This window comes from Halomonas meridiana (assembly GCF_009846525.1).
GTDB lineage: Bacteria > Pseudomonadota > Gammaproteobacteria > Pseudomonadales > Halomonadaceae > Vreelandella.
Window position 1 is genome coordinate 2,998,447 of sequence record NZ_CP024621.1, and the last position, 20,689, is coordinate 3,019,135.

At 57.3% G+C, this 20,689-nt stretch carries 19 protein-coding genes and 1 pseudogene; 9 read left to right on the forward strand and 11 right to left on the reverse strand.

Annotated features, from left to right (window positions below):
- Window positions 1–22: 22 nt before the first annotated feature.
- The 3 genes from CTT34_RS14315 to CTT34_RS14325 form a co-directional block, all read right to left on the reverse strand.
- Window positions 23–673, reverse strand: coding sequence for a peroxiredoxin (locus CTT34_RS14315; RefSeq protein WP_159343033.1), 651 nt, complete (start codon window positions 671–673; stop codon window positions 23–25).
- A gap of 103 nt (window positions 674–776) precedes the next feature.
- Window positions 777–1,814, reverse strand: coding sequence for a CNNM domain-containing protein (locus CTT34_RS14320; protein WP_159343034.1), 1,038 nt, complete (start codon window positions 1,812–1,814; stop codon window positions 777–779).
- A gap of 97 nt (window positions 1,815–1,911) precedes the next feature.
- Window positions 1,912–3,870 (reverse strand): diguanylate cyclase domain-containing protein, encoded by a 1,959-nt coding sequence (locus CTT34_RS14325; RefSeq protein WP_159343035.1) that lies wholly within the window; start codon window positions 3,868–3,870, stop codon window positions 1,912–1,914.
- 308 nt (window positions 3,871–4,178) lie between these two features.
- Here CTT34_RS14325 and CTT34_RS18715 point away from each other — a divergent pair.
- Both CTT34_RS18715 and CTT34_RS18720 read left to right on the forward strand, forming a co-directional pair.
- Window positions 4,179–4,904 (forward strand): annotated as a pseudogene (locus tag CTT34_RS18715) (PAS domain-containing protein); the annotation flags it as partial.
- A gap of 102 nt (window positions 4,905–5,006) precedes the next feature.
- Complete coding sequence (locus CTT34_RS18720; RefSeq protein ID WP_475326303.1) at window positions 5,007–5,450, forward strand: methyl-accepting chemotaxis protein; 444 nt, start codon at window positions 5,007–5,009, stop codon at window positions 5,448–5,450.
- 92 nt (window positions 5,451–5,542) lie between these two features.
- Here CTT34_RS18720 and CTT34_RS14335 read toward each other — a convergent pair whose 3' ends face one another.
- From CTT34_RS14335 to CTT34_RS14345, 3 genes are all read right to left on the reverse strand, one after another.
- A complete protein-coding gene (locus CTT34_RS14335) occupies window positions 5,543–6,010 on the reverse strand; it encodes an S-ribosylhomocysteine lyase (RefSeq protein ID WP_159343037.1) in 468 nt (155 codons plus the stop codon).
- Window positions 6,011–6,064: 54 nt separating this feature from the next.
- Window positions 6,065–6,412: a putative quinol monooxygenase gene (locus CTT34_RS14340; protein WP_062360950.1), complete on the reverse strand. Its 348-nt coding sequence runs from the start codon at window positions 6,410–6,412 to the stop codon at window positions 6,065–6,067.
- A 64-nt stretch (window positions 6,413–6,476) separates the two neighbouring features.
- Window positions 6,477–7,154, reverse strand: a complete 678-nt coding sequence (locus tag CTT34_RS14345; protein WP_159343038.1) for a haloacid dehalogenase type II — start codon at window positions 7,152–7,154, stop codon at window positions 6,477–6,479.
- 159 nt (window positions 7,155–7,313) lie between these two features.
- Between CTT34_RS14345 and CTT34_RS14350 the strand changes: the two genes are divergently transcribed.
- From CTT34_RS14350 to CTT34_RS14360, 4 genes are all read left to right on the forward strand, one after another.
- Window positions 7,314–8,000: a response regulator transcription factor gene (locus tag CTT34_RS14350; RefSeq protein ID WP_159343039.1), complete on the forward strand. Its 687-nt coding sequence runs from the start codon at window positions 7,314–7,316 to the stop codon at window positions 7,998–8,000.
- Window positions 7,997–9,391: a sensor histidine kinase gene (locus tag CTT34_RS14355; protein ID WP_159343040.1), complete on the forward strand. Its 1,395-nt coding sequence runs from the start codon at window positions 7,997–7,999 to the stop codon at window positions 9,389–9,391. Before CTT34_RS14350 ends, CTT34_RS14355 begins: the two co-directional genes overlap by 4 nt.
- Before the next feature lie 84 nt (window positions 9,392–9,475).
- Window positions 9,476–9,757 (forward strand): hypothetical protein, encoded by a 282-nt coding sequence (locus CTT34_RS18345; protein WP_217352966.1) that lies wholly within the window; start codon window positions 9,476–9,478, stop codon window positions 9,755–9,757.
- Window positions 9,730–11,430, forward strand: a complete 1,701-nt coding sequence (locus CTT34_RS14360) for a TonB-dependent receptor domain-containing protein (protein ID WP_217352967.1) — start codon at window positions 9,730–9,732, stop codon at window positions 11,428–11,430. The genes CTT34_RS18345 and CTT34_RS14360 overlap by 28 nt, the downstream gene beginning before the upstream one ends.
- A 71-nt stretch (window positions 11,431–11,501) precedes the next feature.
- Here the strand turns inward: CTT34_RS14360 and CTT34_RS14365 are convergent, their stop codons facing one another.
- From CTT34_RS14365 to doeA, 5 genes are all read right to left on the reverse strand, one after another.
- Window positions 11,502–12,935 carry an aspartate aminotransferase family protein gene (locus CTT34_RS14365; protein WP_159343041.1) on the reverse strand — a complete coding sequence of 478 codons (1,434 nt, stop codon included), beginning with the start codon at window positions 12,933–12,935 and terminating at the stop codon, window positions 11,502–11,504.
- A 245-nt stretch (window positions 12,936–13,180) separates the two neighbouring features.
- Window positions 13,181–14,677 (reverse strand): NAD-dependent succinate-semialdehyde dehydrogenase, encoded by a 1,497-nt coding sequence (locus tag CTT34_RS14370; protein ID WP_159343042.1) that lies wholly within the window; start codon window positions 14,675–14,677, stop codon window positions 13,181–13,183.
- 223 nt (window positions 14,678–14,900) lie between these two features.
- Window positions 14,901–15,377 (reverse strand): Lrp/AsnC family transcriptional regulator, encoded by a 477-nt coding sequence (locus CTT34_RS14375; RefSeq protein ID WP_159343043.1) that lies wholly within the window; start codon window positions 15,375–15,377, stop codon window positions 14,901–14,903.
- A gap of 8 nt (window positions 15,378–15,385) precedes the next feature.
- Entirely contained in the window at window positions 15,386–16,417 is a 1,032-nt protein-coding gene (gene doeB, locus CTT34_RS14380) for a N(2)-acetyl-L-2,4-diaminobutanoate deacetylase DoeB (RefSeq protein ID WP_159343044.1), read from the reverse strand.
- 25 nt (window positions 16,418–16,442) lie between these two features.
- Complete coding sequence (gene doeA, locus CTT34_RS14385) at window positions 16,443–17,642, reverse strand: ectoine hydrolase DoeA (RefSeq protein ID WP_159343045.1); 1,200 nt, start codon at window positions 17,640–17,642, stop codon at window positions 16,443–16,445.
- Window positions 17,643–17,955: 313 nt separating this feature from the next.
- Here doeA and CTT34_RS14390 point away from each other — a divergent pair, with 313 nt between their 5' ends.
- From CTT34_RS14390 to CTT34_RS14400, 3 genes are all read left to right on the forward strand, one after another.
- Window positions 17,956–18,891 carry a 2-hydroxyacid dehydrogenase gene (locus CTT34_RS14390; RefSeq protein WP_159343046.1) on the forward strand — a complete coding sequence of 312 codons (936 nt, stop codon included), beginning with the start codon at window positions 17,956–17,958 and terminating at the stop codon, window positions 18,889–18,891.
- A 74-nt stretch (window positions 18,892–18,965) separates the two neighbouring features.
- Window positions 18,966–19,688, forward strand: coding sequence for a hypothetical protein (locus tag CTT34_RS14395; RefSeq protein WP_159343047.1), 723 nt, complete (start codon window positions 18,966–18,968; stop codon window positions 19,686–19,688).
- Complete coding sequence (locus CTT34_RS14400) at window positions 19,689–20,621, forward strand: LysO family transporter (protein ID WP_159343048.1); 933 nt, start codon at window positions 19,689–19,691, stop codon at window positions 20,619–20,621. It begins immediately after the preceding gene.
- The last annotated feature ends 68 nt before the right edge of the window (window positions 20,622–20,689 follow it).

Consider the following 20,689-nt stretch of genomic DNA (forward strand, 5'->3'; position numbering starts at 1 on the left):
TTAACGCGTACTATCGGCGTGCTTAACGCAGCTTGGTCTTGCGCAAATAAGGCAGTACGGCATCAAACTCACCGAATTTCTGCTTGGCGTCTTCGTCTGAGACGCTGGGCGGGATGATGACATCCTGACCAACCGTCCAATCCGCCGGAGTGGCAATGCCATGCTTTGCCGTGGTTTGCAGCGCGTCCAACGCGCGCAAAATTTCCGCAAAGTTACGGCCAACGGTCATCGGGTAGGTCATGGAAAGCTTGAGCTGCTTGTCCGGACCGATGATGAAGACCGAACGCACCGTAGCGCTGTCGGCGGGGGTGCGGCCATCGGGCAGGTAAGCATCTTCCGGCAGCATATCGAACAGCTTGGAGACGTTGAGGCTCTCATCCGCAATGATCGGGAAGCCGACGCTGCTACCGCTCACGGTTTCGATGTCGCCAGCCCAGCGCTTGTGATCCTCTACACCATCGACGGACACACCGATGACCTTGGTGCCACGCTTCTCCCACTCGGCACTCAGCGTTGCGACGGCGCCGAACTCCGTGGTGCATACCGGCGTGAAATCTTTTGGGTGTGAGAACAGAATCGCCCAGCTGTCGCCGATCCAATCGTGAAAACGGATCGGACCGTGGCTCGTCTCTGCTTCGAAATCAGGCACGACTGCATTGATACGTAATGACATCGTTGCTCCTCGTTAACGTGAAGTGGTTCTCATACCTTATATGACTTTCAACGCCTTCACTATAGAACGTTTAGCGCTAAAGACAATGAGATGACGGCGGCGTTCACTCTGCCGGTTTCACGTCTTTCTCTTCGCGTTTAATTCGCTTGACCCAGCGCTGTTTCGCGTAGTGGCGCAGGTTCGCCACGCTGTCGGTTTCATCGACGATATCTTGACCCAAGATAGTCTCGATAATGTCCTCCAGCGTGATCAGCCCCACGAAGGTGCCGTGCTCATCGTAGACCACTCGCATATGAAGGTGATCTTTCAACATGGAGGTGAAGACCTGCTCCACATTATTGGAGACGTCGACGCTGCCAATGGGATGCATCAACTCACGCATCGTTTTGGTGTCGTCGGCGTGGTACATATCAGCCTTATGCACATACCCAAACGCCTGCTCGCCGTTGTCCATCACCGGGAAACGGGTGAACGGTGCTTTCCCGTACTGCTCGTCGAATTCGCTGACGGTCATGTTCGGTGGCACGGTTTCGCACACGGTGCGCGGCGTCATGGCCTTGTTCACCAGAATATCGTGCAGGTTGAGCATGTTGATGATGGTGCGTGATTCGTCAGCATCCAGCACCTCCTCTTCGAGACCCACTCGCGCGAGCACTTTGATTTCGTCACGCAGGTCCACATCGTGCTCAGATTTGCCTAAACGACGCGTAATTTGCTCCGACATCCAGATGAAGGGCAGCAGCCCAATGATCATCGGGTTCAAAAGCTTCGGCAACAGCGGAGCCAGGCCGCGCCAGTAGGTGGCGCCGATCGTTTTGGGAATGATCTCTGACAGGACCAGAATCAGCATGGTCATGACGGCAGAGACGATCGCGATGGAAGACTCGCCGAATACGACCGCCGCTTGGGCACCAACGGCCGTTGCACCAACCGTGTGGGCAATGGTGTTGAGGGTCAAAATCGCGGCTAACGGCCGGTCGATATTGGTTTTCAGCTTGGTCAGCGCTGTATGCAGCTTTGGATTGTCTTCTTTTTGCTTGGCAATATAGCTCGGCGTAATCGACAGCAGCGCTGCCTCTAGAATAGAACACAGAAAGGAGAACGCGATTGAGAACGTAGCAATCGTGATGAGGAGGAACATGGAAGCTCTAGGTAGTGGGTGAAATAGCGTTATAGAGACTCGATCATCAGGTGTCAATCACTAGCCTAGGCAACTCACCGCTGCGCCGCCAGCCCACCTATGTAAAACTGGTCTCCTTACTCGGCATATGCCATCGAACGCGATTACGTCCCTCTTTCTTGGCGCGATACAGTGCCATATCGGCACGGCGTAGGTCTTCCTCCCAGTGCTCCGCGCTGCCTCTCGGCTTCACTTGGCAGGCACCAATGCTTACTGTGACATGTACTGCGCCTTCGCTGGTCAAGATGGGGGTCTCGGCGATCGCTCGTCGAAGTAGCTCCAACGTCGGGGCATCGTGGGTATCGTATAAACAGATACCAAACTCTTCGCCCCCAAGCCGCGCGACCAAGTCATCGGAGCGCAGCGAGTGACTTAAGCGGAACGCTACCTCTTGAAGCACTTCATCACCGACCTGATGCCCGTACTGGTCGTTAATCGATTTAAAATAGTCGATATCAATAACTGCAATAGAAAAAGTAAATTTAAGCTGAGAATAAAACGCCGATGTGCGCTCTATAAAAGCACGCCGATTGGGTAATTTCGTTAATACATCCGTTTCAGCAAGATAGCGCAACTGCTGTTCTGCATGGTGACGTGACTTTTCGACGTCCAAAGCATAAAACAGCGCACCCAATGTATCTAAAAGGGGCTGTAAAAACAGCGCATCCTCTTCGGTATAATCTTCTTCTTTATTGGCAAGCCCAATCATCCCAACGGTTTCATCGGCAATTTTGATCGGTAAACCCAAAAATCGCAGCAAGGGAGGGTGGCCTGCGGGTGTCCCGCGAGACGCATGATGCTGGCGAGGGCGATTGGCTAACACGACATGGCCACTGGTCACCACATGGCCAAACAGATTGTCTAGGTTGTTGAAAAATAGCTCGCCCCGTTGGTAGGCACGGTACTGCTCATTGGTCTCCTCGCTCCAGCTGATGTTCGAAAGCGCGTGGATGAACAGGGACTTCTCTCCGTCGCTTCGCACTTGCACCTGGCCGATCAGCCCAAACTGGCTCTCTGCGAGATGTAATAGCTCGTCGAAGATCAGCTCGCAGGAGTGGCGGATGTCTTTTTCGTGAAGAAAAACGCTCTGGGCGCGGTTCATGAAGTTGAGTAACTGCACCTGCTTTCGCTCACGCAGCTCGGCGCTCTTTTTGTCCGAAATATCCCGAGTCACGCAGGTTAAACGCAGTGGTCGCCCTGCACTGTCGTTGGCGACCACTCGGCCGTAGGTGTTCACCCAGAGCCAATGGCCTTCGGCATGACGCATCCGATACTCGACGTTCAATACCTCGTCTTCCTGCGCCAAGTGCCGCCGAATGGCGTTGTTGACCGACGTAAAGTCGTCGGAATGAATCAAACTTTTCCAGAAGCTAGAGCGGCTCTCTACCTCATCGCTCTCCAGACCCAGCATCTCACACCAACGCTGGTTGAACACGTTGTGGTCGTTGGATATCTCCCAGTCCCAAACGCCTACGTCTGCGGACTCGATCATCATGGCGAAATCGCCATCGCTGATTCCCGCCCGTTGTTTATCAATCAGATGGATATAGTCGCTTATGAAATAGCTTAGCGACTCCAAAAAGCGCAAATCTTTGTCGGAGAGCGTATTAGGACGGCTGTCGATCAAGCACACGGCCCCCACTTCACGCCCACCTGCGGTCAGCGGAACACCCGCATAGAAGCGAATATGCGGAGCGGCTAGCACGAGCGGGTTATCACGAAAATCAGGATGCTGGCTGGCGTCCTCAATGACCAGCGGTGCCCGTAAGGCAACCACATGGCGACAAAACGCGTCCTCTAACGACGTGAAGTCCACGTCCAACCCCGACTTGGCGATGAACCACTGTTTCTGACCGAGAACGGACACCAGCGCAATGGGGAACTCAAAAAAATCGGCGACCGACGCAATGAGCCTGTCCAATGCATCGGTATCGACGTCAGGGGATAATTTGTATTGACTGATGTGTTGCCAGCGTTTGTTGAGCATCACGTTATAACCTAGTGGCGCAGACTTCATTGCCCACATCATGAGCTTAGGTTTACTTTATCACGCGATGCAAGCAGCAGTGTCAATCCGTAAAAACCACTGCTTTTTCGGGGGCTATTAGTATCAATCACTTGAGTAAGAAAGTTTGCATTTTTTCACATTTTCCATGGGCCGATGCTTTAATTAAAACGTCTATAGTGGATAAAGGCTCGGCTTGAAAAAACATCGCGCACGGCTAATAAAAATTACCTTTCCAAGAAAAACCATGCCATGTTTATCTTAGGTGCCTCCCCTTGCGCCTCCTCCTGTATGGAACACTGAAAATAGAGAAGGCAACAATGCATACTCCTTTTTTAAATGCATCTCTTTATCAAGCGCTGCTTACTCACACTGCCTGTATCTTCTTTACACCGCAGGGAGTGATCAAACACGCCAGCCAGCCGTTTCTGGACGTCATGGACTGTCGGTTACAGGATATTAAGGGGCAGCACCACCGCATTTTTTGCGATGCCGCCGAAGCGCAACGACCAGAGTATCAGCAGTTTTGGCAAAAGCTTGCCAGAGGTGAAAGTCATCACGGCCGCTTTCGCCGTTTCAAAGAGAATGGTGACGAGGTATGGCTGGAAGCTACCTATCTACCGATTTGCTCGCGCTCTGGCAAAGTTACGGAAATTTTTAAAGTTGCCAATGAGGTCACCAGCAGCCACCAGGAAGCGCGACATCAAGATGCCTTGCTTCACGCCCTGCACCGCTCTATGGCGGTGATTGAGTTCTCTCCCGAAGGCTACATACTGGACGTCAACAAGAACTTTGAAAACGTCATGGGGTATCGTCGCGATACGCTGATTGGACAGCACCATAAGATGTTCTGCCGACCCGACTTTTACCGTCAACAGCCGAATTTTTGGCAACGCTTGGCTAAGGGGGAATTCAATAAAGGGCGGTTCGAGCGAGTAGATGCCCATGGTAAAACGGTCTGGCTGGAAGCAACCTATAACCCGGTGACGGATGCTGATGGCAATGTCGTCGAAGTCGTCAAGTTCGCCAGCGACATCACGCCACTGGTCGAAAAAGCCAATGCCACATCAGGCACCATCAGTTCGGCCCAGAGCAGCACCTCGCAAATCGAACGCACCGCCAAGGATAGCCTGGACCACTTGGATGAAATGGTGAAAGGCTCCGAGCAAGCTGCCCAAACCCTGGCAAAGGCGCAAGAGCTAATCGATGCACTGCATAAGCAGTCGCAAAGCATCAACACGATCACGGAGTCGATTGCCAAGATCGCTAGCCAAACCAATCTTCTGTCGTTGAACGCTGCCGTAGAAGCCGCTCGCGCGGGAGAGCAAGGTCGCGGCTTTGCGGTGGTCGCCAACGAGGTCCGCCAACTGGCGAAAGGGGCTACTGAAGCCGTCGACCAAATTACCCGCGTGCTCAAAGACAACAGCAGCCTAGTCGAACGCACCACGCAAGCCATGCAGCAGGTCATTCAACAAGGCAAGGCCAGCCAGTCCAGCGTCAGCGAAATCGACGCCATCGTGAACAAGATTCTGCAAGACGCCAGAAGCGTCGCCCACTCCATCGAGCAGTTGGCGGCGGATACGCATATTTAGAGCGACCGATTTTCATGCACAGGGACGTGCACCCTTACACCAAAACGCCCCCATAAGGGGGCGTTTTGCATTCTGAATCGACGCAAGGCTGCTTACGCAAACACTTCCGTCCACTCACTGCGCTTGTCTAGCAGACCTTTGGCAAGCTTCTGGGCGCCTTCCAGGCTGTGGCTGGCGGCCCAGCCGCACTGCATTTCGTTGCAGGCGGGCACTTCGGTGGCGGTGAGTACGTCGTTAAGGGTTTTCTCGACGATCGACAGCACGTCGTCGTAATCATCGTGGTTGATCAGCGCGATGTAGAAGCCGGTCTGGCAGCCCATCGGGCTGATATCGACCACTTTATCGGTATGGTTGCGCGACATTTCCGCCATCAAGTGCTCCAGGGAGTGCAGCGCAGGCATCTCCATGTGCTCTTTGTTGGGCTGGCAGATCCGCAGGTCGTACTTATGGATACGGTCGCCGTTCTGGCCCTCTTTAATATCGGCCAAACGTACGTAGGGCGCTTTTACCTTGGTGTGATCCAGGTTAAAGCTTTCGACGTTCATCTTCTTTTCGGTCATGTTAGCTCCGTAGTCGCTCTCTTTCATTCGCCTATTCTACACGCTGAGCGTGAGTTACACCTTGGGAGCGTCGAAATTCCACGGCTCGTCGGTGTAAACGCACACGTTGGCGTCTTCGATATCGCCTTCTGGCGACTCGACATGCTTGGCGAAGAAGTCCTGAATTTCCTTACGCTGGCAGTGGGCTTCGAACTCTTCGCGACTGGCCCAAATCTCGTGGAACACGATCGGGTAGCTCGTGCCCTGGGCAAACGGGTTATCGATTTGGCGAGTCACCGTGTAGTGCAGACAGGCATCTTCGCGATGCGTATTGGGCTCCAGGGTCTGCAGCGCTTTGAAAACGGCTTCTTCTTTACCGGCTTTGGGTTTGAAGCTCGCGATGCAGTAGATTTTTTTCGACATGTCGTCTTCCAAGTTAAGAGTAAGGCTCGCTTCCATTATGGGGCCGGTAGCGCGAGATACCAACCTAGCGCATCATCCGGTCTGCCAAGGTTTCAAGCTCGGGTACCGTCATATCGGGTTCAATCCCCCATGGATCGAACGGTGCATCGGAGTGGCGGCGTATCCAAGCACTGCGCAGGCCCGCGTGGGTGGCCCCAATCACATCGAACGGATTACTGGATACTAACCATGTTGCTTCCGGTCGCGTCTCCAGCCGCGTGCGGAGATAGGCGTAAACGGCCGGGTCGGGCTTGAAGCGCTTGATGGCATCGACACTCACCACGGCGTCCATATGGCTCTTCACCCCAGCGCGCGTCAGTAGCTGATTGACGGCCTCTTCGGTGCCGTTCGAAAACGCCACGCAGCGAATACCGGCATCGCGTAATCGATCCAGCGCTGGCACCACATCGGGGAAAGCGGGCAGCTCAGCATAAACCACCATCAAATGGTCACGATCGTTATCGGACAGGCCGGTTTGTAGCGCGCGGTCCGTAAAGACCAGCGCTTCTCGGGTGCACTCGGCAAAAGGCACATACGCACCCATCAGGCTGTGCCGGAAGCTGTACTCCAACTGCTTTTCTCGCCAGCGCTTGGCGAACTCACCTGCCTTGCTGGCATCGCTCAGGCGGCGCTCCAGCTCGATGGTGACCCCCAGGGTATCGATTAGCGTACCGTATACATCAAAAGCGAGTACCGGTTGCATAACGGGCTCCTTCTCAACGTTGATGGCTCCATGGAGTTAAGCGTAGCGGGCCGAGCGAAAACCTCCATTCATGTCGCGCGCCTCGCGTCTCCTCTTGCCAATAAGAATGTAAACAATCATTATTATCATTCACTGGCAAAATGCGTTTTCCAATTCCTCATGTCTGCCCCACAGCATCTTTTATTGATCGACGATGATCCCATCCTCGGCGAACAGCTGACCCATTTACTTAGCCAGCGGGAGTATCGTGTCACCCACTGTCTCGATGCCAACAGCGGCTTTCAACGCGCGCTAGAGGGCGACATTCACCTGCTGCTATTGGACGTTCGGCTGCCCGGCATGAGCGGCCTGGAGCTGCTGTCAGCGCTGCGCAAAAACACCACGCTACCGGTGTTGATGCTGAGTGCCTGCGGTGCCGAAGAAGCGCGTATTCGTGGACTTCAGCACGGAGCGGATGACTACTTAGCCAAGCCGTTTCACCCACTGGAGCTGGTACTACGGATCGAAGCGTTGCTGCGCCGCACGGGGCTGCAGTCTGCCAACCTCACACACTGCTTGCAGGTGGATAGCCTCTCTTTCGACCCTGCACGGGTGGAACTCAAGGTATCAGGAACGCCCGTCGAACTCACTCCGCTACAGTTCCGTTTACTGTGGCTGCTGGCGCACCATCGAGGCCAAACGCTGAGTAAAACGTACCTGTATCATCGTTTATTTCAGCGCGATTACAGCCCGTATGACCGCAGTTTGGACATGCATGTGAGCCGTATTCGTCGCAAGCTCAGCGGCGCCGGTTTCGATGCGCTGAGACTGCAAACGCAACACGGGAAGGGCTACTGCTTACAATGAAACGGCGTTTGCTCTGGAAGGTGTGCGGCATCGTAGCGACCGGCGGCCTTGCCTTGGTGATCTCGACGTCGCTACTCGAAAAATGGGCAGAACGGCAAATGAGCGTGATTGCCCCGCATCATCAGCGCACCTTGGCCGACTGGGGAGCCACGGCCGAAGCGCTTTACCGCGCGGGCGATGACGCCGCATTGGCCGCCTGGTTAGAGGCTTTGCAAGCGCAAGAGAACACCTGGGCAGCGGTGGTGACCTCCAGCGTGACACCGGTGGCGGGGGGCACGCTGTCCGCCCAGTTCGAGGAGGGGTATCGGTTGGGCCGGTTGATCGAATGGCCAATCCACCTCTATTTTCCCGATAACCCCATCATGGACATTACCTTCGCAGGTGGCCACCGCCACTTCTTGATCACCCTACCCCAGCGTATGCGCCCCGGTAGCCATCTCAAGAGCGTGATTTGGCTCGTCAATGGACTGATTCCTCTGTTGACGCTACTCGCTATTGGCTGGCTGCTATATCGACATATCAGCGGACCACTGCGCTACCTGCAAGATGCCACGACGGCCATTGCCGAGGGTCAGCCCCATGCCAACCGAAACCTACCGCCCCGGCATGACGAGTTAGGCGAACTGATGCTCCGGTTCGATGGCATGGCGAGCAAAACCCAAGCGACCATTACCGCCCAGCGGCAGCTGTTGGCCGACCTTTCCCATGAAATTCGTGCGCCGCTGACCCGTCTTAGCTTGGCGATTGAGCAAATGAAAGCGGGCGCTACCTCACCGGCATCGCTTGCCCGCCTAGAGCAGGAGAGCCAGCAGATGCGTCAGTTGGTCAACGACGCGCTGACGCTGGCCTGGCTCACCCACGAGACACCGGCGGTGGGCAACGACACGTTTGATTTGATCGATTTACTGGATGCTCTGCTGGATGACGTGCGCTTTGAGTATCCCGATCACCGCTGGTGCGTGTCGCTGCCCGAAAGCGCTCTGCTAATGCACTCCAACCAGCGAGCGCTGGGCCAGGCGTTGGAAAACCTTTTGCGCAACGCCTGTCACTATTCATCTGCGCCACACGAGGTCGCCAAACCGCCGACGGTGACACTCACCTTAAGCGCCGGGCCACATAGCTATCAGTTAACGCTACGCGATAACGGCCCGGGGGTAGAGGCATCGCAGCTTCCACACGTGTTTACGCCCTTCTACCGCACGGCAGAGGCGCGGCAATCACGCCCAGAGGGTACCGGGCTGGGACTAGCGCTGGCACTGCGTCATATCCAGGCAGTGCAGGGGGGTATCAGTACTCGTAACCATCCCCACGGCGGTTTGGAACACGTCATCACGTTGCCAAAGAACGCTGCCCAGCCGCACGTTGCCTTCTCCTCCCGCCGCCAGTTGTAACAGTTGTAAAAACGGTAGCCAACGACACCCTCTCAAACGAGAATAATAATCAAATAGAAAAACATTGGGAGCCTCCTCGTTATCATGCCGTCAACCGCTCGTTTTCTACGTCACCCCCTCGGCCTGACGATCGCTGCGCTGATGAGCAGCGCGGCCTTTGCTCAGTCGTCGCCAACGCTAAACACCGTCCACGTCGTGGCGGAAGCGCTTCACCACAGCGATAGCGTGGTAGACGCCGACACGCTGGAGCGTTACCAAGCCGACGACCTAGGCGATCTATTTGACCAAGACCCACAAATCAGCGTGGGGGGTCGCTCGGTATTGCACAGAAGCTTTACGTGCGTGGCGTCGAGGACCCGCTGCTAAACGTCACCATTGATGGCGCGGCGCAAAGCGGCAGCCTGTTTCACCATACGGGACGTATTGGCGTCGACCCAGCTCTGCTCAAGCGTGTCGAAGTCACCACGGGTGCTGGTCGAGCTACCGACGGCCCAGGTGCCCTAGGCGGTAGTGTCCGCTTCGTCACCAAAGACCCGGATGACCTGTTACGCGACGGCGAGCGATTAGGCGGGCTATTGTCAGCGGGCGCGGGTACCAACCCAGAGAGTTACCGTGTCAGTACCACGCTATTTGGACGCGTCAACGACCAGTGGAGCGCCATGGGCACGCTCGTCGAACGCGACCAGCAGCGTTATGAAGATGGCAACGGCAGCGAACAGGCCGGTACCGAGGCCAATCAACAGTTGGGGCAAGTGAAACTGCTAGGGGACTTTGGCGCCCAGCGTTTTACGCTCAGTCACGAGATTCGTCAGGACGAGGGCGAACGCGCCCAGCGCCCGCAGTGGATCGTGAGCGGTTTCAACCGCCTCTACACACTGGACGCCGAGCGCCAAACCAGCACGCTCAACTATCGGCTGCGCCCGCAAGGCCAACAGCGGCTCGACCTGGAGGCCACGCTGTACCACACCACCGCCGATGTGGAGCAAAACGTTGCCGACCGCTGGGGACGCTACTTTGGTGAATCCGCTTCCACCGGGCTGACCATCGCCAACACCAGCAGGGTAGGTAGCCATCGACTCACTTACGGCCTTGATTATCGTGACGACGAGGTCACGGCGGGCTATGCCGATAACCCTACCCTGGAGCGTGAAAGTGGCGACATCGCTGGCGTCTTCTTGCAAAACGCCCTACAGCTCACCGATGACGTTCAATTGGGGCTAGGCGCCCGCTATGACCGCTACCGCCTAACCGATAACAGCGGCCTCTCCTACCGCGAGGATGACATTAGCCCCAATATCGACGCCCAGTGGATGGTAACTGACCAGATCACCCTGAGTGCCGCTCATGCTCGCGCGTTCCGGGGCCCCAAAGCGCACGACGCGTTCAAGTTAGAGGGAGCAACCAATGCGCCGGACTTACGCGGTGAACATGCTCGCAACAGCGAACTCGCAGCGCGCTTCGAGCAAGGCCCCTGGCAGTTCAGCGCGGAGCTGTACCGCTCTACTATCGACGACGTCATTGCCGACCCGCTGGGTCGCCCCACGCGTTACCAAAACGTGGGAGATCTAGAGTCCAACGGTTATGTGCTCAGTGCGAATTACCAGTGGGCGTCACTCTCCGCCGGGCTCAGTTTCCATCACAACGATATCGAACTGAATGGCCAGCCGCTCACCGTCTATGAGTACAACGGTATTGGTAACACGGTGGGCGATACGTGGACGGCGCAGGTGGATTACCACGTCAACCGCGCTTGGCAGGTAGGCTGGCGGGGCCAGTTCGTCGAGGGGATCGACGCGCTGGATACCTCGGTAGGCACCATCGGTAAACCGGGATATGGCGTGCACGATGCCTACGTTCGCTGGCTACCCACCCAAAGCGACGACCTCGCCGTCACGCTGACCGTCAATAACCTGCTGGATAAACAGTACCTGGACCATGCTAGCAACGCCGACTTCGAGCACATCCCCGGTTATGAGGGCATCGTGGGGCTGGCAGAGCCGGGTCGCGATATTCGTCTCGGCGTCAACTACCGCTTCTGATGATGCGCTAACACGACACTGCCCGCAGCAAGCGGGCAGTGTGTGTTTCGCCAATCGGGTGATCGCTGGCGTTAGATCGTGAAGGCCGCTTCTTGTTGGCCCGTTTTCAGATCGCCAGAGCGCACGAGCTCATCGGTCACGCGGTCGATGGCGCGTTTGGCACGGCCGATCATGTCGTCTACTTCGCCACGGTTGATGGTCAGCGGCGGTGCAAAGCCAAGAATGTCGCCTTGGGGCATGGCGCGGGCAATCAGGTTCTCTTCCATGGCCGCCGCGGCAACACGCGGGCCCACTTTCAACGCAGGGTCGAAATGCAGACGCTGTTTCGCATCCGGGGAGAACTCCAGCGCAGCCATCAGGCCAACGCCGCGCACATCACCCAGCAGCGGGTGGCCTTCAAACGTCGCTTTCAGCTGCTGCTGGAAGTAACCGCCGGTTTCAGCCGCGTTACCCACCAGATTTTCACGCTCGATGATATCCAGGTTGGCGAGGCCTGCCGCACAGCCAAGAGCGTGGCCTGAGTAGGTCCAGCCGTGGCCGATGGGACCGAACTCACCGGTGCCCTGCTCTAGCACTTTCCACACTTTATCGCCGACAATCACGCCAGACAGCGGCTGGTAGGCGCTGGTCAGGCCTTTGGCGATAGTGATCAGGTCAGGCTTCATATTGTAGTGGTGGCTACCGAAGTCGGAGCCGGTACGGCCAAAGCCACACACCACTTCGTCGGCAATTAGCAGCACGTCGTACTTATCCAGTACCGGCTGAATCGCTTCCCAGTAGCCTTCCGGCGGCGGCACGATACCACCGGTGCCGAGTACCGGCTCACCGATAAAGGCGGCCACGGTATCCGGGCCCTCTTCCAGAATCATCGCTTCGAGCTTATCCGCACAGTAGGCAGAGAATTCACGCTCGGTCATGCCGTGCTGCTCGGCGGCGCGCAGGTAGTAGTGCGGCGCTTCGGTATGGCGAATGGTCTCGATGGGCAGATCAAAGTGGTCGTGGAATGCTTTCAGGCCAGTGAGTGAGCCAGATGCGATGCCAGAGCCGTGGTAGCCGCGCATGCGCGAGATAACCTTTTTCTTCTGCGGGCGACCCAGTACGTTGTTGTAGTAACGCACGATTTTGAGCTGGGTTTCGTTGGCGTCAGAGCCGGACATGCCGTAGTAGACCTTGGACATGTTGAGGCCTGCGATTTTCAGCACGCGCTCGGAAAGCTCGATTTGCGGCTCGTTGGAGTGGCCTACGTAGGTGTGATAGTAGGAGAGCTCCAGCGCCTGCTTATAAATCGCTTCCGCCACTTCGGTACGGCCATAGCCGATGTTCACACAGTAAAGACCCGCAAAACCGTCGATGAACTCGCGGCCATCTTTATCAACAATATGAATGCCTTTACCGCCGGTGATGACTCGGCCAGGCAAATCGCCATGGGCGAAGTCGCGCAGATGGGTAGAGGCGTGGAAGGTGACTTTGCGGTCGCGTTCGATCAGATCCTGATGCAAGCTCATAACGTTCTCTCTGTACGATAAACCTCCCCAAACAGTGGGGAGGTTATTTAAATAGTGAAGGCTTCCGGCTGGTTAGGCACACACGAACACGCTGTAACCCCCTCCCTGGGCGCTCGGCTTTTTCATCTGACCGCCATGGATGGCGGGAATGCCGGAACTGCATGGAGCTCTTTCCGGCCCTGAAAAAGACGGTTCGCTTAGTACCTAACCAGCCTCCCTTGATCCTTAAGTATCTGCTCTCTTTTTTAACTACCCGATACGGAGCCTAGCGCCCCAAGGCAGTAGTACTTCGTTTCCAGGTACTCATCGATACCTGTAGCGCCACCTTCACGGCCAAGGCCGGACTGTTTGACGCCGCCGAAGGGCACGGGCGGGCCGGTCATCTTCACGGAATTGACGCTCACCATGCCGTACTCCAGCGCGCGCATCAGCTTCCAAATACGACGAATATCGTGGGTGTAGATGTATGCGGCCAAGCCGTATTCGGTGTCATTAGCCATCTCTATCACTTCGTCGTCGCTACTATAAGCGGTAATGCCGGCCACGGGGGCAAAGTTCTCTTCCCGCCATACTTTCATTTGCGGTGTCACACCGGTCAGCAGCACGGGCATAAAGAAGTTGTCGCCCGGCGCTTGGCTTTGGTCGCCCGCCACCATCGTAGCGCCTTGGGAGATCGCGTCGTCCACAATCGCGGCTGCTTTTTCGACCGCTTGGCGGTGAATGAGCGGGCCAAGATCAACTTCGCCGTGCAGGCCATTGCCCACGGTGAGGGCCGCCATACGCTCGGTGAACTGGGCCACGAACTCATCGTGAATCGATTCGTGTACCAGAATCCGGTTAGCGGCAAGGCAGTCTTGCCCAGCGGTTTGGAACTTGGCCGCTACCGCCGCATAGGCGGCTTCTTTCGGGTCCATATCCGGCCCGACGATAAACGGCGCGTTGCCACCCAGCTCCAGCGAAAGACGCTTCACGGTGTTAGCGCTTTGCTCGATGAGCAGACGGCCAACGCGGGTGGAGCCGGTGAACGAGAGCGCACGAATAAGCGGTTCGCTGCACAAAATCTTGGAGACTTCCGCAGGCTCACCCAGCACCACGTTGAAAATACCTTCGGGAATGCCCGCTCGCTCAGCAAGCTCAGCCAGCGCCAGCGCCGAGAACGGCGTTTCGTTGGCGGGCTTCACAATCACCGGGCAGCCTGCGGCCAGCGCGGCAGCGGCTTTGCGGGTGATCATCGCCAGCGGGAAGTTCCAAGGCGTAATCATCGCGGCAATGCCCACCGGCTCTTTAATGGTGCCGAGCGATGCATTGGGAATGTGGCTAGGGATGGTCTCGCCGTAGGTGCGTTTGCCCTCTTCCGCGAACCAGCGCACGAAGCTTGCGCCATACTCTACTTCACCACGGGCATCGGGCAGCGGTTTGCCCTGCTCCAGGGTCATGATGGTCGCTAGGTCTTCGCGGTTGGCTTGAATCAGGTCGTACCACGCCAGCAGGCGTTCGCAACGCTCGTCGGCGCGCAGTGCCCGCCAGTGAACGAAGGCCGCTTCGGCTGCATCCACCGCCGCAGTGATTTGATTCGCCTCCAGCAACGGAATATGGCCAATGGCTTCGTTGGTGGCAGGATCAAAGACGGCCTCTTCGCGGCCGCCTTCACCATGGGTCCACTTGCCGTTCACGTAGGCGTACTGCCGGAACAGGCGCGGGTCTTCCAGGCGTTTCACAAGCGTGGTTGATAGTGTGGTCATGGGAACCTCCCCAGGTTGCAGCCAGTACGGTGAAGCCAAGTGAGGGCGACAAACCGTGCACATCAAAAGGGTTATCACAGCGGCCCAATGGCCGCGCTGAATCGATGTGCCTAGCGTAAGGGAGAACCGCCACGAAGTGTTTTTGAAAGCGCCGGTGTTTTCCGGCACTTTTTTTGTGGCAAGACGTTTTATGATGGTTTTTTTTGGCCGCAAGGCAAAGCGGCTAAAGCGCAGCGCTGGGGTCGATGCCAATCGGCTGATGCTTGACGGTCTTCGTCACGATATACGTAAAGTAGCGCTCAATGCCCGCCTCCGATACCAGCCACTTATCCATCAAGCGCTGGTAGCTATCAATGGTACGAGCTTCGAACTTCACGAGATAATCGACGCCGCCACCAACGGCCACGCACTCGGTCACCTCGGGGGTTTGCATCACCAAGGCTTCAAAGCGGGCAAAGCTTTCGGCGTTGTGCTGTTTGAGCTCAATCTGTACCCACACAGGGTTGCGCGGCACCAACACCTCTGCATTGATGCGCGCCGTATACCCTTCAATCACCCCGGCCTTTTCGAGGCGTTTCACCCGTTCCCAGCAGGGGCTAACGGACAGGTTAATCGCCTCGGCCAGCTTCGATTTGGTGATGCGCCCGTCCCGAGAGAGGATATCGAGGATTTTGAGATCAAAACGGTCCAGTTTCATCATGCCGGGGGCTACGCCTCCAGGCGTTCGACAACATCGGCGATCACCGCCAGGGTGTCCCCCATATTGATCAGCGACGGCGCACGGCGCGCCATGAGAATGCCGTCACGCTCGGCTTGGTAGGCCACCGGAGCCGTGCCGCTGCGGGTCATGTCGTAGACGTAGGCGATGGTTTGGCCTTTTTTCACTTCATCCCCCAGCGCCACTAAGAGCTCCAACACGCCGGAGTGTTGGCTCTGCACGTAGCAACTGGCATCCGGCATATCAAGGTACATCTGCCCGCCTTTGGGCATCTCCACTTCACCAGCTACCAAGCCGTAATGAATTAAGAAGTTGCGCACGCCACGCTCGGCAATGGCAATGCTTTGCGGCGTAGAGGTGCCGCCGCCGCCCAACTCAGTGGCCACAAACACTTTGCCCTGGCGCTCGCAAGCGGTGTCGAAAAGCTTTTCGGCATCCAGCTCAAACATCACCATGGCGTAAGGTGCACCAAACGCTTTGGCACCTTCTAAGGCTGCCTGCTGCTGCTTTTTGTCGTCCAATACGTGAGACGCACCAAACGGCAGGATATCCAGCGTGCGGCCGCCGGAGTGCAGGTCGAGCACCACATCGCTCATGGGCACCAGCACGCGGGTGAAGTAGTCGGCAATTTGCGAGGTCACCGTGCCGTTAGGGTCGCCAGGGAAGCTACGGTTCAGGTTGCCTTTGTCCATGGGCGAGGTGCGTTTGCCCGCCATCACCGCGGGAGTATTCATGCAGGGCACGATGATCACGCGACCGGTCACGTCTTCCGCTTTCAGCGTTGAGGAGAGCTTCAACAGCGAAGTGATGCCCTCGTACTCATCGCCATGGTTGCCGCCGGTGAGCAGTGCCGTGGGGCCTTCGCCATTCTTGACTACCGTGACGGGGATCATCACCGCGCCCCAAGCCGATTCATCGGTGGAGATTGGCAGCTTTAAAAAGCCGTGCTGCACGCCGTCGGCGTCGAAATCAACGGTGGCGGAAATGGGGCTTGGCCGCAGTTGGTTCGGTTGATGCGTCATTGTGTGTCCCTTGTCTTGTGCGCGGCTATTTAACGAACAGCTGGCGGGGGAAGTTTGCCAGGGTTTCGCAGCCGTCTTCGGTAATGAGGATGCTTTCGGTGATTTCTAGGCCCCAGTCATCGACCCAGAGGCCCGGCATGAAATGAAACGTCATGCCGGGCTGCAGGATGGTTTCATCCGAGGGGCGCAGGCTCATGGTGCGCTCGCCCCAGTCGGGCGGATAGGAGATCCCGATGGGGTAACCACAGCGGGCACCGCCACGGTCAAAGCCGTATTTATCCATCGCAGCCCCCAGCGCCATGGCGATATCTGCCGTGCGGTTGCCGGGCTTGGCAACGGCTAAGCCGTTTTCGATCCCTTCCAATAGCGCCGATTCCGCACGAATGAAGTCGGTGGGAGGTGTGCCCAGAAAGACCGTGCGCGACATAGGGGCGTGGTAGCGTTTAAACACGCCAGCAATTTCGAAGAACGTGCCCTCTCCGGTACGAAACGGCGTGTCGTCCCAGGTTAAATGCGGGGCAGCTGCGTCTTTTCCGGTCGGCAGCATGGGCACGATGGCCGGGTAGTCACCACCGAATACTTTGCCGTTTTCGTCGATAAACCCTTCGATACCGACACGATAAATTTCTGATACCAGTTTGCTCTTGGGCAGGCCAGGTTCGATCACTTCAAGAATGCGCGAATGCATCCCTTCGACGATTTTGGCCGCAACCCGCATATAAGCAATTTCTTGGGGCGACTTGATCGCCCGGCACCAGTTGACCAGCGCGTTAGCATCCATAAACCGCGCATGGGGCAGCTCTTTCAATAGGCTCTGATACGCTTTGGCGGAGAAGTAGTAGTTGTCCATCTCCATGCCCACCACGCCGGTATGCCAACCACGGTCAGGCATAATCGATTGCGCCAGATACTCCATCGGGTGCATATCGGGGTTCTGGACGTAATAATCCGGGTAGTAGGTGATGTTGTCGGGATGAATCCAGCAAGTACGCAGCGCGCCGTTGGCATCCATACGGCGACCAAACCATACCGGCTCGCCTTCCAGCCCCACCAATACGCACTGGTGAACGTAAAATGACCAGCCATCGTAGCCGGTCAGCCACGCCATGTTGGAAGGGTCGCTGACGATCAGTACATCGATGCCGCGAACGGCCATTTCAGTACGCACCTTCCACAGGCGGTTCGCATACTCTTCACGAGTGAAAGGCAGGGAAACCTCAGTCATCGGGCAACTCGCCATCAAAGATCACTAAGAACCAGCACAAGCCAAAGTGGCTTGCCGCGCTGGGCCACAGGATCGACCTGGCCACCGCCGCTGTTGGCCCGCCAATGTCGTCTTAAGCCGATACTAGCACCCACCCTTGGTTGCCGGTCAAAACCTTTATGACAAAAATTTCATATGCCGTTAACGCCCCCTTCATTCGAATGTTGACAGCGCCTTTACGAGGTCAGCGTCAGGCATAGCGCGGGTTGCGCACGCCTATCGCTCTCACCCATGATAGTGGGCAACGGCATTGGGCAGATGATCAGGAGATGGTATGAAAATCGTGGTGCATATCGACGACGCAGAACAGTGGCAACACGCCATTGCCGAAGCGCTGCCTCAGGCGACCGTTCTCACCAGCGACGCGCCTGCTAGCGAGCGCATCAACGCCGACTACCTGGCCGTATGGAAAGCGCCAGCGCACCTTTTGCAGGAACAAACCCAGCTAAAAGGCATTATCAATCTAGGCGCAGGCGTCGATCATCTGCTCAAGACCCCCGGGCTGCCCAAAGACGTGCCCATCGTGAAATTGCGCGACGCGGGTATGAGCGAGCTCATGGCCGATTACGTGCTCTATGGCGTGCTGCACTTCTACCGCAGCATGGATCGCTACGCCGCGCAGCAGCCCACTGCTCGGTGGCAGCCCCATGCCGTGCCCGATAAAGCGAGCTGGCCAGTGGGCGTGTTGGGGCTAGGAGCCATCGGCAGCTATGTCGCCAGCGCTCTTCAACAGGCGGGCTTTCCCGTCTTGGGCTGGAGCCGCACGCCTAAAAAGATCAGCGGCGTGCGTTGCCTACACGGCGATGACGGGTTGAACGAGCTGTTGAGCCAAGTGCAAAGCGTGGTGACGATCCTGCCTGACACGGCAGCGACTCGGCACATTCTCGACGCCCAGCGGCTGGCCCAACTGCCCAAAGGGGCAAGTGTCATCAATCCTGGGCGCGGTAGCTTGATCGATGAGCAGGCGCTGCTGAACGCGTTGGGTTCGGACGAGCATTCAGGTCATCTGCGCGGCGCGCTGTTGGATGTCTTCCATGAAGAGCCCCTGCCCGCTGACCACCCGTTATGGCAACACCCCAAGGTCCTCGTCACACCCCATATGGCGGCGCCCACGCCACTGAACGACGCCATCGATCAGGTGATCTCGTACCTGCATGCTTTCGATGCAGGGGAGCCACTGGCCACCGTGAACCCGGCAATGGGCTACTGACGGATCCCCCTGCGCTCGCTATACTCGCCCAAGGAACCAAGCGCTCGCTAAAGGCTCTTAGGACAACAGACTGGATGGAGGAAGGGCCTTTGCATCACACACTCGCTCGTGCCGCGCAACGCGGCTTGATTGGCGCTGCTTTGGGTGCCCTGCTGATGACAAGCACTGCTGCGCTTGCCGATGACGGCGCGTCATTGGTGTCTCCACAACCGTTCGAGGCGCAGTACCGGCTAGAGATTCGCGGCTGGCCCGGCGCGACCATCACGCATACGCTCACCAACGAGGGCTCGCACTGGTTGAGCGATATGAGCTTCTCCATTGCGGTGGCCCGCGGCCAGGAGCGCAGCCGCTTTTCGATTGACGACGACAGCACTCATTCACTGCTCTACAACAGCAGCTATTCGCTCTTCGGTGTGGGTGACAGCTATCAGCTCAACGAGGGCGATATTAGCTCCATCGACCGTCAGGCCGCGCTTTTCGACCTCTCCCGCCGGGCAGGCACCGAGGGCTGCACAGAAAGCAGCCCCTGTGATATCAGCTTCGTGGACCATCGCGGGCGGGACGAAAACTTTCAGTACTATGTGAATGCGCCCACCACAGCCCGCGTGCCTGCCGGTGAGTTCGAGGCCAAACAGGTCACGCTGATCGATGCCGAGAAGCCTGATCGTCACCTGCTGATCAATTTTCATCCCGAATGGCCGGGACTCATCCTCTCTGCCACGTATGAGAAAGAGGGACGCAGACAAACGACGCTCACCATGACCCAATTCAACCCCGCCGGGGGTAACGCTCCCTAAATGCTTTCTGGCCTATTGATCGTTTTATTGCCGCTATTTTTGGGCTACTTGGTACGTGTCCGTTCGACCCGCTTGCTGAACCTGATCAACCGAGCCGTTAGCGGCTCGGTGTACCTGATTCTGCTGTTGATGGGTGTGAGCCTCGCCGGGCTTGAGAATTTGGGCAGCCAGCTCTCCCGCTTGGGTGGCAACGCCCTACTGCTATTTAGCATCACCACGCTGTTTAACTTAGCCGCACTATGGTGGCTTTCTCGGCGAGTGCGCTTAAGCGCGGGCGGCTCGCCGGTAGTGCAAGATGCGCCTACCAGCAAGCTGGCCGCCATGCAGGGCTCGCTGCTGCTGGTGGGCGTGGTGGCGGCGGGGGTCACTGCGGGGCTGCTGCTTGGGCCAATGGTTGGCGAGGCGCTGTTCACCACCGCTGACTGGCTAGCCGAGTGGGTGCTGTACCTGCTGCTGGTGTTGATTGGCTGCCAGCTACGCAACTCCGGTATGCCGCTGAAGCAAATTTTGCTCAACCGCTTGGGGCTCGCCATTGCGGTCACGCTGGCCGTTAGCTCGCTGCTAGCGGGCTTGTTAGCCGCCCCGCTGCTTGCGCTGAGCTGGAACGAGGGCCTCGCGATGGCCTCAGGCTTCGGCTGGTACTCACTCTCAGCCATCCTGATTGGCGACCAGCTTGGCCCGCTGATGGGTGGTGTGGCGTTCTTCAACGACCTTACCCGCGAGCTACTGGCGTTTATCCTGATCCCGCTGGTCATTCACCGCCACACCGCGCTGGCGATTGGCTACGGCGGGGCAACCTCCATGGATTTCACCCTGCCCGTCATCCAGCAGCACGGCGGCGTGGCCTGCGTGCCCATTGCCGTGGTGAGCGGCTTTATCCTCTCGCTGCTCTCCCCGCCGCTGATTCTGTTCTTTCTTTCGCTTTCGAGTTAGCACGCACGGGCGCTCCTTGGTTAGGATACGCAGCAAGCGCATACCCTCTTTGATGACCAAGGACGCCT